Source organism: Staphylococcus taiwanensis, from assembly GCA_020544305.1.
GTDB classification, from domain to species: Bacteria; Bacillota; Bacilli; order Staphylococcales; family Staphylococcaceae; genus Staphylococcus; species Staphylococcus taiwanensis.
The window spans coordinates 1,161,118-1,175,383 of record CP058667.1; the positions used below are offsets into that span (position 1 = coordinate 1,161,118).

The following is a 14,266-nucleotide window of genomic DNA, read 5'->3' on the forward strand; positions in this document are numbered from 1 at the left end:
TTGATATGCTATAAATAGGATACATAATAGGAGGAATAGAATATGTCAAATGCATTAATTGAAGAATTACAATGGAGAGGTTTAATTTATCAACAAACTGATGAAAACGCGATTGAAGAACTTTTAAATAAAGAACAAATTTCATTATATTGTGGTGCGGATCCTACAGCTGATAGTCTTCATATCGGTCATTTGTTACCATTTATGACTTTACGTCGTTTCCAAGACCATGGTCATCGTCCAATTGTATTAATTGGTGGAGGAACAGGAATGATTGGCGATCCATCTGGTAAATCGGAAGAACGTGTATTACAAACTGAGGAACAAGTAGAAGTAAATGTTAAAGGTATTAGTGCTCAAATGCATAAATTATTTGAATTCGGTACTGATAAAGGTGCAGTATTGGTTAATAATAAAGATTGGTTGAGTCAAATTTCACTCATTAGTTTTTTAAGAGATTATGGTAAACACGTTGGTGTAAACTACATGTTAGGAAAAGATTCCATTCAATCTCGATTAGAAAATGGAATTTCTTATACTGAATTTACTTATACCATCCTACAAGCTATTGATTTCGGACATTTAAATCGTGAATTAAATTGTAAATTACAAGTTGGTGGTTCAGATCAATGGGGTAATATAACAAGTGGTATTGAGTTAATGCGTCGTATGTATGGACAAACTGAAGCTTATGGTTTAACTATTCCATTAGTAACTAAATCAGATGGTAAAAAATTTGGTAAATCAGAATCTGGTGCTGTTTGGTTAGATGCAGATAAAACTAGTCCTTATGAATTCTATCAATTCTGGATTAATCAATCAGATGATGACGTTATCAAATTCTTAAAATACTTCACATTTTTAGATAAAGAAGAAATTAGTCGTCTAGAACAATCTAAAAATGAGCAACCTCATTTAAGGGAGGCACAAAAAGCACTAGCTGAAAATGTAACTGAGTTTATCCATGGTAAAGAAGCACTTAATGACGCTATTAGAATATCTCAAGCGTTATTTAGTGGAGATTTAAAATCATTGTCTGCCAAAGAACTAAAAGAAGGATTTAAAGATGTACCTCAAGTTGAACTTTCTCAAGGTACAACAAATATTATTGATGTTTTAATTGAAACAGGCATTGCTTCATCTAAACGACAAGCGCGTGAAGACGTAAATAATGGTGCTATTTATATTAATGGTGAAAGACAACAATCTGTAGAATATCAATTAGATGATACGGATAAAATTGAAAATGAGTTCACTATTATTCGACGTGGTAAGAAAAAATACTTCATGGTTAATTTTAAATAAATAATATTCAATAAACTTTACACTTCATAAGATAAATATAATTAGACCCGTAATTGTTTCAAAGAGAACATTTGCGGGTTTTAGTTTGTGAGTTTATCTTAGTTTGTGTTTAGATGAAATTAATAGAAGAGATAAGTTATAATTAACTTGTTATTAATTTTCAAAAAGAGTGATTATATGATTAAAAATAAAGAAGAAGTATTGATGAGTAGCTTTAGAGATTTATTTAATAAAATTGGATGGTTGAATAAAGATAAAATGGAACAAGCACTTCAAGGTTATAAGTCATCAGAAGTACATTGTATTGAAGCGATAAAGGAATATCATCAACCTAATGTGCGTTATTTAGCTGATACGCTCTATATGACTAGAGGGGCTATTAGCAAACTGACTAAAAGAATGCAGCAAAAAGGATTGATTGAAAGCTTTCGAAGTAAAGACAATAAAAAGGAAATTTACTTTAAGCTAACCGATGAAGGTGAAAACGTATATCAAATTCATTCAGACTTGCACATGGAGTTCCAAAAAAGAGATCAAATTGTCTTTGATAGTATGACAGAAGAAGAGTTTGATAACATGATGGCGTTCATTAATAGATATAATAAACATTTAGATCAACAAATTACAAAAGAACTACGTACGCCTTAGTAATATTATTTATTCCTTGCTATTAAAGTAAGGAATTTTTATTTTTATTTATTTTGTTGACAAGGAAACAAAAAGAGCGTATATTTTGTTGACGTAGAAACAATTTAAAGGAGATGTCATATGTCTACTCAAGATAACTCGCAAGTTTCGAAAGAAATAATGACTGCGGCATGGGCAATTGCATTAGGTGCAATAGCGCCGATGCTAGACTCAACCATGATAAATATTGCTATTAAGCAATTAAACGATACATTTAATACAACTTTAGATACAGTGCAATGGGGGATAACTGGTTATATTCTTGCCTTAGCACTTATAATTCCGGTAGCTGGCTGGCTAATCAATCAGTTTAACGGTAAACGCATTTTTATTGGTGCATCTATATTGTTCGGACTTACGTCAGTATTAGCTGGTATAAGTTGGAATGTTGAGAGCTTTATATTATTTAGAATTATTCAAGGTCTTAGTGCAGGTATTGTAACAACGTTAATGTTTACATTACTCATAAAGACGACTGGACAGGAACATATCGGTAAAGTTATGGCTGTAGTGAGTACACCAATGATATTTGGACCTATACTCGGACCAGTCATTGGAGGTTTCATTGTTCATTTTGCTACATGGAGATGGATGTTCTTTATTAATGTCCTCGTTGTTATCGTTGCAGTCATGTTGCAAATGAAATATTTGCCAGACTTTAAACCATTTAATAAATCTAAAAAAGTTGATTTTATTGGTATTGGTTTATTAGCTTTAATCAGTTTATTCTTTATTTATGGGTTAACTAAAGCAGCAGATTATCATACATTTTTAAATAAGATTACAATAATCTATGTGTTCATTGGATTTGCTTTAATGATAATCTATTATTTTTATAATCGTATGAGAAAGAATGATACGATTTTACCTTTATCTATTTTCAAAAAAAGAAATTATAGTGCATCATTTATCGGACTATTTTTATCTAATATAGGTATTATGGGTCCAATGGTTATCATTCCGTTATATTTCCAAACACTTAAACACTATACTGCTATCGAATCAGCTTTAGCACTCATTCCACAAGGTATAGGAATGCTTATAACACGACCTTATATCGGTAAAGCGATTGATAGATATGGTGCTAAATGGGTAGTCATTATCAGTGTTATCATTGCCATGTTTGGTTCAATACCGCTCTTATTTGTTGATGATCAAACGAGTATGTTTTGGTTAGCTATTATCTTATTCATAAGAGGTTGTAGCGTTGGTGGTATTAATTTAGGATTAACTACTGATGCGTACATGGGTATTAATGAAGATGAGATTGCTGAAGCGGGAGTAGGTATTAATATGATTGAAAATGTAGGTGCAAGTTTTGGTACGGCATTTATTGCTACAGTACTTGCAATGGTCATCAATCGTTTAGGTAGTTCTGTTACTGGTAATATAGTAGCTTATCATGCTGGTTTCTTAGTATCGGTGATTACACTACTGGTCATCATTATTCCTGCTTTATTCTTAACTCATAAGAATAATTTACACTCATAAATTAAAAATGGGAGTGGGACAGAATTCTTTTTAAATTCGTCGTCCCACCCCCGCAAGGATGACTAGAACTGAGAAAAGCTTGATTTAAGCGCCTTCTCAGTTCAGTCAGCTACTGCGAATTTGCAAAATAACATTATTTTGTTATTTATGTCTCAGGCTCATTTTCGTTATCTAATGAAAGCTTAGTGTTGATAAGAACAGTAATTTATTCATTTTACTGAATGAATTGGCTACTTCCATTACTATCAGATTCCGAGTCAGTTGAAGATTGAGAATCCGTTGTAGTTTTTTGATTTTTTAATTTTACTGTAATTTCTTTTGTTTTTCCATCACGTAACACAGTTAAATTAGCAGTTTCACCAGGTTTTTTATTTTGATATAAATAAGTTCTTAAGTCTGTGTCTTCTTTTACTTCTTTATTATCAATTTTGGTAATAATGTCTCCCACTTTCACTTCACTAGAACCACTAACTTTGGCAACATACACGCCTTCATCTTTGTCAGTATTTAATTCTTTTTTATAAGAATCAGGTATATCGCTTAAATTTAATAATCCGATACCTATTGAAGGACGTTCGATTTTGCCATTTTTTACTAATTGCTCTATAGTTACTTTCACTTCGTTACTTGGAATAGCAAAACCAATACCTTCTACTTGATCTGCTGCAATCTTCATAGAGTTAATACCGACTAAATTACCATTAATATCGACTAATGCACCACCTGAATTACCAGGGTTAATTGCTGCATCAGTTTGTAACACATTTACTTTAGTACCCCCTGAAGTCGTATTAGATTCAATTGTGCGTTCATTGGCTGAAATAATTCCAGAAGTTACAGAATTAGCAAATTCTAATCCTAATGGGTTACCCATAGCAAACACACTATCACCTGTTTGTACCTTTGAAGAGTTCGCAAATTTGATGGATTTAATACCTTTAGTATTATCAATTTTTAATACTGCAATGTCTGATACTGCATCTTTTCCAATTAATTTAGCTTTAACTTGCTTACCACTATGTAACTGTACTTTTATTTCTGATGCACCACTAATAACATGATTATTTGTCACAATATAAGCTGAGTTATTACTAATTTGGTAGATTACACCTGAACCAATACCAGCTTCTTCGGCCTTAGATGATGATTTACCTTGTAAAAAATCATTTAAACTATTTGCCTTTTGCATATTAATGACACCGACAATAGAAGGTGAGACATCTTTAATCATTGCATTGACGGATTTATATTTTTCGCTCTTTCCATCTAAGACGTTTCCACCTTTACTATTAGTTGCTTCTTGTACTTGTGCACCATTCTCATTCATACCGAATAAACCCATCATTTTACTGGCACCTAAAACTAATAACGCGCCAATGATGCCTGCAATTAACGCAACCAAGATTGTTTTAAACCAAGGGAACTTAGGTTTTCTAGGTTGATATGTTTGGTAATGAACTTTGTTCGATTGATTATCTTGATTAAATTCTGACATTTTTAACCTCCATTATATAATTAAGCACTATATTAATTATGAGATTTTTTCTGGAAATTTGCTAGTAAAGTACTATAAGACTTTAGATGTATCTTTGTGAATTGTTGTTCAAATTTATGGATAATGATAAAATCAATAGAGTGTATAATTCAAGAAATAGGTGATGAAATGTATAAATTTGTAAGTAGACTTTTAAATATTATTTTAGTGAAGTTGGCTAAATCATTATATGTTTTAGGTAAAGAAAATATTCCTAAAGATAGTAAGTATGTCGTAACATGTACACATGAAAGTTATAATGAGGTTATTATGCTTGGAATGGCTATATTACCTAATGAAATCCATTATATGGCAAAAAAAGAATTGTTTAGCAATAAATGGGGCGGTAAATTTTTAACTTCATTAAATGCTTTTCCTGTTGATCGTGAAAATCCAGGTCCAAGTACTTTAAAAAGACCAGTTAATCTATTAAAAGAAAATAAAACTGTCGGTATCTTTCCAACTGGACATCGTACATCAGTTGAAGGTGCACCTTTAAAACGAGGCGCTTCTACGATTGCAATGTTAGGCAAAGCACCTATTTTACCAGCAGCATACGTAGGCCCTAAAAAGATACATGGTTTGATTACAGGTCAAGCATTAATAAAATTTGGGAAACCGATATATCCATCAGATATTCCAGCTGATTTAAAACGTAATGAAAAAATTGATTATTTAACTAAAGAAATTGAGCGACGTACAGCACAATTACAAAAAGAGTTACATCTAATTCAAGACAGTTTAAATGATTAATGGTTTTAAAATAGATTTATAGAATAACTTTTCTTGGGTTTAGTACAGTTAAAGTCATATTGATTTTTGAAACAATAAATAAGAGCACTTTGATTAATTATTTAGTCATAGTGCTTTTTTAGTACTTTAATATAACAAATTGTGCAACTTAATTTTAATAAAATTAAATATACACATTAAAAGTTAATCTGATGTGGGAATTTATACCTGCATACGACTTACATAAATAAGTGGTGAGTGTTTTTCTATTTTGGCATGCGGATGCATCTCAAACAATATAAATCTTTGTGTATAATTTTGATTTAAAAAAGACTCTTGAATCTAATATAGATTTGAGAGTTTTTCTTTATGATGAAACCAAATTAAAATCTAAAGAGTAATATTTTTGATTATTTAATAATAACAAATTTCCATAAATTGATTAAAAAATGACACAACAAAACGCTTACATATGTGGTAAATTAATAAAGGAACTATATACATAAATGCGTTATATATTAATAATTTAAATAATATAGGTTTTGGGAGGAAGATAGATGTTTAAGTTTTTTCAAAATTTAGGTAGATCTTTAATGCTACCTGTAGCCGTTTTACCTGCTGGTGCAATAATCGTAGGTATTGGTAATTTGCTTAAAGCGTTACACTTATTACCAACAGTAGCATTGTTCTTTACAACCGTAGGTACAGCTATACTAGGCCAACTTGGTCTTATCTTCGCAATTGGTGTAGCGATAGGTATGGCCAAGAAAAACGATGGGGCAGTCGCACTAGCAGGTGCATTAGGATATGCATTAGTTGTAAAAGTTTTATCACCTACTGCAGTTGCAGTTTTATTCAATATTAAGTCTAGTTCTGTAAATCAAGGATTTGAGAAGATGGATAATTCGAATGTGTTTATAGGGATAGTGATTGGATTAATTGCAGCTTATTGCTATAACAAATTTAGTGATGTCGAATTACCAACAGCATTATCATTCTTTAGTGGTAAACGATTAGTTCCTATAATGACTGTATTTTTCTGTACTTTTTTAATTGCAATTTTATTATTTGCTTGGCCGTTTATTTATTCAGCAATTGTAGCATTTGGTAAATGGCTAATTGGTTTTGGACCATTCGGCGCGTTCTTATATGGCTTCTTTAACCGACTGTTAATTCCAACAGGATTGCACCATGCTTTAAATGCCGTTTTCTGGTTTGATACAGCAGGAATTAATGATATAGGTAAATTCCAAACAGGAGAAGGCGCAGTAAAAGGGATTACTGGTCGTTACCAAGCTGGTTTCTTCCCAATCATGATGTTTGGTATGCCGGCTGCTGCATTAGCGATGTATCATACCGCGGAATCAAGTCAAAAGAAACAAGTTTATGCTTGGTTATTAGCCAGTTCGATTTCTGCTTTTGTAGTGGGAGTGACTGAACCTATTGAATTTGCGTTTATGTTCTTTGCTCCGGTATTGTTTTTAGTTCATGCATTATTAACAGGTTTATCTTTATTTATAGCTGCATTATTCCATTGGACAGCTGGATTTTCGTTTAGTGCAGGTTTGATTGATTACTGCTTGTCACTTATCAATCCAGTGGCAAATCATCCGTTAATGATTTTAGTTCAAGGCATTGTATTTTTTGTTCTTTACTACGTGATATTCCGAGTAGTTATACAAGTATTTAACTTAAATACCATCGGTCGTGGCACTAATCTGTTAGTTGATCCTACCGAAAATACTGAAGATCATTCTGAGGAATCATCTGTTGATACTGGAAAAGGTAAATACTATCGTACTGCAAATCAAATCCTGGAAGGTTTAGGTGGCAGTGATAATATTGATACACTAACTAATTGTGCTACAAGATTACGTATGGAGTTAAAAGATAATTCAATTATCGATGAACAGAGAATTAGAAATGCTGGCGCAATCGGTGTTACAACAAATGGTAAACATTCAACGCAAGTTATTATAGGTACACATGTTCAACAAGTTGCTGATGAAATTGAAAAGCAAATGAAATAATCTTAAAAAGTTTGTAAACAGACATAATATGTCCTATCAGTTTGATAAGATATAAACATATTGATGAATATGTTTTGTTCAGATATTAACTGGTAAATTCTTAGTTCAATCTATGAATTTACCAGTTTTTCTTTCGTATTCATATTGACTTTGAATTGTGATTGTTTAGACTATATATAACAGAATATTCAAAAATAATGGAGAGAAAGCAAATGAAATCGATATTATTTGATGTGGACGGTGTGTTTTTAAGTGAAGAGCGTTGTTTTGATGTTTCTGCACTTACTGTTGAAGAAATTTTAAGAGGTAAACAATTTTTAAATATAGATAATTCTATAAATTTTAATCATTTAAGTGATGATGAAATTGTTTGCATCAGACAAAAAGTGTTTCAGCATGATCGCATTTTAAAGCAATTAAAATCATTAGGGTTAAATTCAAATTGGGATATGCTATTTATTGTTCTAAGTATTCATTTTATAGATATTTTAAAAACATTTGATCAACAAGTTGTACATAAAATACTTGAAGATGACCACTTTTCAGAAAATGTATTACAAGAAATCCAAACAAATTTAGATGGAAATACTACGATAGAGTATGATTTACCGCTAGTCTTTATAAGCAATTGTCAAAGTGGTAAAGAGAATATTTATGCTGATTTAGAGAAGTATGCAATGTCTGAACTTAAATCGAACAATGTTAATCTTTTTAAACTTAAAGGTCCATTATGGCAGTTTGCAAGAAATGTTTATCAAGAATGGTATTTAGGTAGTCAACTATTTGAACAAACTGAAGATAAAACGCCTATTTCATCTAAAAAAAGTGGTTTCATTTATGATGAGAAAATTCTTAGACCAATTGAGGAAATTAAAACGTTATTGGATGATTTACAAAATGCAGGATATCACTTAGCGATTGCCACTGGCCGGCCTGAAACTGAAACGCTCGTACCTTTTAAAGCCTTAGGTATTAAGAAATTCTTTGAAAATAATCATATCGTAACAGCTAGTGATGTACTTAACGCTGAAAGTGCCTTTCCTGAATATGTACCTTTAGGGAAACCTAATCCATTTTGTTATATTGCCACATTAAGAGGGAATGAAGTAGAGGATTATGAACAGTATATTACTGAGCAATACAATATAGTTCAAAAAGAAGACGTGTATATCGTTGGTGACTCACTTGCTGATTTACTTTGTGCTAAGATTATCGGAGCTACTTTTATTGGGACGCTCACTGGATTAAAAGAAAAAGATGCACGTGAAGAATTACAACAATATGATGCAGATTATATAGTCGATAACGTTAGTCAAATAAGAGATATTTTATTATAAATAGACTTCAAGAGAGTTTTATAATATTAAGAAAACCATCTGAGACAATTTACGTTTCAGATGGTTTTTAGAATGATAAACGAGTTCAACAAAATTAAACTGATAATGTTGTGCCGTATATTTTATCGTAACCGCCATGTTTGTATAAATCTTCAATAATATCTGAAGTAATAGGTTGGTCCACTGATAATACCATCATCGCTTGACCGCCTTCAGTACTTCTACCTAAAGACATTGAGGCAATATTAATGTGATGCTTACCTAAAAGTTGACCTGTTAGACCGACCATACCAGGTTTGTCTCCATGATAAGAAACTAATTGATATTTATTAGGTTTGAAGTCAACAGAATAATCATTAATACGGACGATACGTGCGCCGAAACCTGAAATGACAGTTGCACCAATTTTGATTACTTCATTGTCACTTGTTAGTTCAACTTGAATATAATTATTAAAAGCACCTTGCGGAGCACGTTGCTCAATATTATGAGTGACACCTTGTTGATTAAGTAAAGCCAAAGCATTAATTAAATTAACTCGTTCTCCCAAATCTTGTTGTAAAATACGTGTCACTATTGAACGTGTAATTAAATCATTCTCTTTTTTAGCCTCTTCACCATTAAATATAATTTTAATTTCCCTAGGTGCACCGTCTAATAATTGTATTGCTAATTCTCCAGTTAATTCGCCAATATGAATCCAATCTTGTGTTGATTCATCAACGTCGTTTAAGTTTAGTTTTGGTGCATTAACAGCATTTGTCACATTACCATTTTCTAAAATATCTATCATCTCTTTAGCTACTGAGATAGCAACTTTTTCTTGAGCTTCTATAGTTGAAGCGCCTAGATGAGGTGTGACAATTATCTTATCATTGTCTAACAGAGGTGAATCAGTAGGTGGTTCATGTTCAAAGACATCTATAGCGGCTCTTGAAATTAGGTTGTTATTTAAAGCATCAACTAAATCTTGTTCATTTATAATACCGCCTCTAGCAACATTTATGATTTGTAGCGATGGTTTTGCTTTTGAAAAGAAATCAGCATTAATAATACCACGTGTCTTAGGTGTTAATGGTGTATGAACAGTTACAAAATCAGCTTTTTCAGCAATTTCATCTATACTTGCTAACTGAATATCAAGTTGTTGCGCCTTTTCTTGTGTAAGATAAGGATCAAAAGCTAAAACGTTCATGCCAAAACTTTGAAGACGTTGAGCTACGCCAAGTCCAATTCTACCAGCACCAATGACACCTAATGTCTTTTGATATAATTCTACACCTTTAAAAGCTTTACGATTCCATTCCTTATTTTTCAATGAGGCATGTGCTTGTGGAATGTTACGAGCCATAGCTAAAATCATGGCAACAGAATGTTCAGTTGCAGATATTGTATTACCATCTGGTGCATTAATTACTAATACACCTTGTAATGTTGCTGCGTCAATATCAATGTTATCTACGCCAACACCTGCACGAGCAATCACTTTTAATTGAGAAGCGTGTTGGCTAATTTCTGAAGAGACTTGAGTTTGACTGCGAACAATAAGACCCTCATATTCAGAAATAATTTCTATGATTTCTTGTTCACTTAGTCCAGTTTTTATATCAACATTAAATTGAGGGTGAGAAATTAAACTTTCTAAACCTTCTTCTGAAATTGGATCAGCAACCAAAATATTATGCTTCATTATGAATCACCTCAGTAAATTTAGTAATACCTTGACCGATATAATTAATTTGACGATATTCTGTAAGAATCATTTCTAGTGCAGAAATCACAGATAACATATCATATGGTGAAACTTTACCCATATGTCCTATTCGTAAAATCGTGCCTTTGAGCTTTCCTTGTCCGCCTGCAATTGTAATGTTAAATCTTGATTTTAAAGTAGATTTGATGTGGTTAAGTTCATCCTTATTTTTAGGGATAAATGACGTCACTGTAGGGGAAGCATATGCATCGTCAACCAATAATTCAAGATTTAGTGCTTTTAAAGCATTTCTTAAACCATCTCTAATAGTATAGTGTCGAGCAATAGTATTATTAAAGCCTTCATCTTTTATTAATTCCGCATAAGCGTTGACAGCTCTAAACAAACCAACGTTAGGGGTAAATGGTGTTGAATCTTGTTGCAATGAATCAAAGTATTTATTCAAATTTAAATAAAATCGTGGTGTCGTAACTTCTTTAAATCGCAGTAACGCGCGTTGATTATATGCAACGAAGGCTAGGCCTGGAGGTAGCATAAGTGCTTTTTGACTACCAGAAACTAAGACATCAATTTCATCACGATTTAAATTAACATCTACTGCTCCGATACAACTAACACCATCTACAACGAAATAAATATTTTCATCATATGATTTAAGAGCATGGCCTAATTCAGCTACAGGATGTAGTACAGCTGTAGATGTTTCGCAATATTGAGAAAATACAGCAGTAACGTTATGTTCAAGATGTTTTAAAAATGATATAAATGCTTCAACATCTACTGGTTTTCCCCATTCAACATCATAAATATGAACATTTTTATAGTAAGTTTCAGCGATTTGTTTAAAACGATTACCAAAAGCACCAGATACAATTACTACAAAATGGTCATTAGGATTCACAATATTTAACATACTAGCTTCTAACACACTAGTACCACTAGAAGTTAGTATCATAACTTCATTGTCAGTACCAAAGATGGGCTTTAAATTATTAAATGCTTCTTTTGCGATAGCTTCAAAATCTGGAGAACGGTGTCCGACCATTGGTAAGGTCATAACATGATTGATTTCATCAGGAACAGGGGTTGGTCCCGGAGTTAATAATAGTGGTTCATAATATTTCATAATAAAACTTCCTCCCACAGTGTAAGATTTATCCATTTTACCAAATATTCTGATAATTATAAAGCGTATTATTAAAACGGTAAAAAGATAATTTATTAAACTACATAATCATTTGAGGAGATAGAAACCTACTGCAATTTAAAAAGATTTCTATCCACTTTTTAAAAATTCATTTATCAATGATATTGAATTTATCAAACACATTTATATAATTGATGATTGAATGTCTATATCTACATTATTTCTAATAGAATTTGAAATCATACAATTTTTATCAGCAATACTTAATAATTTAGGAAGTCGCTTACTTAGACTTTCTTTTTCATCATTGTTAACATCAATTTTCGGGTAATGTGTGATTTTTTGCATTTTAAATTTTCCGTTTTCAAATATAGCAGTTCCAACCGAATCAATAGTCAATTGGATATTTGTAAATTTAGCTCTCTCTAATGTGGCTGCTAAGGAAATGATGTAGCACGAAGATGCTGCAGACACTAACATTTCATCTGGATTTGTTCCTGTTCCGTTACCGCCAAGTTGGCTTGGAATGGAAATTTGCTCTGAAATTACATCTCCACTAACAGTGCCTACTTCTTCACGCCCACCTTGCCATTGAGTTTGTACTTTGAAATCGTGTTTAACCATTATTGTTTAACCTCCGCGAATAGTATGGTAACTTAAGTGTAGTTTAAAGTGGCTCATAATTAAAGAAAGGTGTCTTTTATGAAAATCAATAAACCAAATCGTGCATTTCAAGTTGTAGCCCATCGTGGCTTATCTCATCAATTTCCTGAGAATACAGCTAAAGGTTTCAAAGCAGCTTTAATGAAACACATTGATATGTTAGAAATCGATGTACATTTTACTAAAGATAATTACCTTGTTGTGATACATGATGATACAATTGATCGCACTTCAAATGGAAAAGGCAAAGTAATAGATTATACATTGAAAGAATTAATGGAGTTTGATTTTGGTATTAAACACAGTGAGAAATTCTCAAATACTAGAATTTCCACATTTGAAGAAGTATTAGCTTTATTTAATAATTATTCTAAAAAGTTATTAATTGAAATTAAGGTACCTAAACAATATCCTGGAATAGAGCAAGCAGTATTAGATAAATTGAGAGAATATAATGTGCCCGCACATAAAGCCATCATACAGTCTTTTGATGCAGACAGTGTTCAAAGATTAGCGGAATTGCAAAGTGAATATGAATTAGGTTTACTTGTAAGTAAAAAGAAATATTGGTATAAACTACCTAATTTTAAAGACATTTCAGCTTATGCAAATTATGTGAACCCTAATTATAAATTAGTGAACGCTAAGTTTATTAAAAAAGCACATGAACACAATTTGAGAGTTATACCTTATACAGTTAATAAAGCTAAAAGTGTTCGTCATTTAATTAAAGTGGGGGTAGACGGTATTATTTCAGATATACCTGATGAGTTATTCAAATTATAACTCAATCAATTGTTTTAAAGTTAAAAATAAAAAAACCATCCATTCAAAAAGAGTGGATGGTTTCTTGCTATCAAGATATTATCTTGAGTAGTACTCAACGATTAATTGTTCATTGATTTCAGCTGGTAATTCACTACGTTCAGGGAAGCGTACGAATGTACCTTTTAAGCTGTCAGCATCAAAATCTAAGTATTCTGGTACGAAATTATTAATTTCAACAGATTCTTTGATGATGTCTAAGTTTTGTGATTTTTCACGTACAGTGATAACTTGACCAGGTTTTAATGAGTAAGAAGGGATGTCTACGCGACGACCATCTACTTCAACGTGACCGTGACCAACTAATTGACGTGCTTGACGACGAGTACGTGCTAAACCTAATGAATAAACAACTGCGTCTAAACGACTAGCTAATAAAATCATGAAGTTTTCACCATGTACACCGTGTTGTTTAGCAGCGATGTCAAATGTGTTACGGAATTGTCTTTCAGTAATTCCATATAAGTAACGTAATTTTTGTTTTTCACGTAATTGTAAACCATATTCTGATAATTTTTTACGTTGGTTTGGACCATGTTGTCCTGGTGCGTAAGGACGTTTTTCTAATTCTTTACCAGTACCACTTAAAGAGATACCTAAACGACGAGATTTTTTCCAGTTTGAACCTCTGAATCGAGCCATAATAAGACTCCTCCTTTTTCTTTTTTGTTGATATGAAGAAACAAAAAAGAGTGTTGTATGCTCATTAGGATATGTTGTTTTATGTGTCCTCACCTTATAGCGTCAGTTACACGACACGTCCACATTGGGAACAACATAGAGCTTAACGATATACAACTG

Annotated in this window: 12 protein-coding genes; 7 read left to right on the forward strand and 5 right to left on the reverse strand. The window is 32.0% G+C overall.

The features are described from left to right. Positions 1 to 42: 42 nt before the first annotated feature. The 3 genes from HYI43_05520 to HYI43_05530 all read left to right on the forward strand — a co-directional run bounded on the left by HYI43_05520 (position 43) and on the right by HYI43_05530 (position 3,483). The gene (locus HYI43_05520; protein UDI78021.1) at positions 43 to 1,305 is read left to right on the forward strand and encodes a tyrosine--tRNA ligase; all 1,263 of its coding nucleotides are present in this window, start codon (positions 43 to 45) and stop codon (positions 1,303 to 1,305) included. Between the two features lie 177 nt (positions 1,306 to 1,482). Then, a complete protein-coding gene (locus HYI43_05525; GenBank protein ID UDI78022.1) occupies positions 1,483 to 1,953 on the forward strand; it encodes a MarR family transcriptional regulator in 471 nt (156 codons plus the stop codon). A gap of 120 nt (positions 1,954 to 2,073) precedes the next feature. Then, entirely contained in the window at positions 2,074 to 3,483 is a 1,410-nt protein-coding gene (locus HYI43_05530) for a multidrug efflux MFS transporter (GenBank protein UDI78023.1), read from the forward strand. Between the two features lie 214 nt (positions 3,484 to 3,697). Here HYI43_05530 and HYI43_05535 read toward each other — a convergent pair whose 3' ends face one another. Further along, positions 3,698 to 4,978 carry a trypsin-like peptidase domain-containing protein gene (locus tag HYI43_05535; GenBank protein UDI78024.1) on the reverse strand — a complete coding sequence of 427 codons (1,281 nt, stop codon included), beginning with the start codon at positions 4,976 to 4,978 and terminating at the stop codon, positions 3,698 to 3,700. Between the two features lie 168 nt (positions 4,979 to 5,146). Here HYI43_05535 and HYI43_05540 point away from each other — a divergent pair, with 168 nt between their 5' ends. The 3 genes from HYI43_05540 to HYI43_05550 all read left to right on the forward strand — a co-directional run bounded on the left by HYI43_05540 (position 5,147) and on the right by HYI43_05550 (position 9,116). After that, positions 5,147 to 5,770, forward strand: a complete 624-nt coding sequence (locus HYI43_05540) for a 1-acyl-sn-glycerol-3-phosphate acyltransferase (protein ID UDI79274.1) — start codon at positions 5,147 to 5,149, stop codon at positions 5,768 to 5,770. A gap of 536 nt (positions 5,771 to 6,306) precedes the next feature. After that, entirely contained in the window at positions 6,307 to 7,779 is a 1,473-nt protein-coding gene (locus HYI43_05545; GenBank protein UDI78025.1) for a PTS transporter subunit EIIBC, read from the forward strand. A 212-nt stretch (positions 7,780 to 7,991) separates the two neighbouring features. After that, positions 7,992 to 9,116 carry an HAD family hydrolase gene (locus tag HYI43_05550; GenBank protein ID UDI78026.1) on the forward strand — a complete coding sequence of 375 codons (1,125 nt, stop codon included), beginning with the start codon at positions 7,992 to 7,994 and terminating at the stop codon, positions 9,114 to 9,116. A gap of 94 nt (positions 9,117 to 9,210) precedes the next feature. On the opposite strand, the gene HYI43_05555 is transcribed toward HYI43_05550, so the two are convergent. The 3 genes from HYI43_05555 to HYI43_05565 form a co-directional block, all read right to left on the reverse strand. Further along, entirely contained in the window at positions 9,211 to 10,806 is a 1,596-nt protein-coding gene (locus HYI43_05555; GenBank protein ID UDI78027.1) for a phosphoglycerate dehydrogenase, read from the reverse strand. Next, positions 10,796 to 11,956 (reverse strand): alanine--glyoxylate aminotransferase family protein, encoded by a 1,161-nt coding sequence (locus HYI43_05560; protein ID UDI78028.1) that lies wholly within the window; start codon positions 11,954 to 11,956, stop codon positions 10,796 to 10,798. Before HYI43_05560 ends, HYI43_05555 begins: the two co-directional genes overlap by 11 nt. 204 nt (positions 11,957 to 12,160) lie before the next feature. Further along, positions 12,161 to 12,601: an OsmC family protein gene (locus tag HYI43_05565; protein ID UDI78029.1), complete on the reverse strand. Its 441-nt coding sequence runs from the start codon at positions 12,599 to 12,601 to the stop codon at positions 12,161 to 12,163. Positions 12,602 to 12,679: 78 nt separating this feature from the next. On the opposite strand from HYI43_05565, the gene HYI43_05570 reads away from it, so the two are divergent. Further along, entirely contained in the window at positions 12,680 to 13,426 is a 747-nt protein-coding gene (locus tag HYI43_05570; GenBank protein ID UDI78030.1) for a glycerophosphodiester phosphodiesterase, read from the forward strand. A gap of 78 nt (positions 13,427 to 13,504) precedes the next feature. Here HYI43_05570 and rpsD read toward each other — a convergent pair whose 3' ends face one another. Continuing rightward, the gene (gene rpsD / locus HYI43_05575) at positions 13,505 to 14,107 is read right to left on the reverse strand and encodes a 30S ribosomal protein S4 (GenBank protein UDI78031.1); all 603 of its coding nucleotides are present in this window, start codon (positions 14,105 to 14,107) and stop codon (positions 13,505 to 13,507) included. Positions 14,108 to 14,266 lie beyond the last annotated feature (159 nt).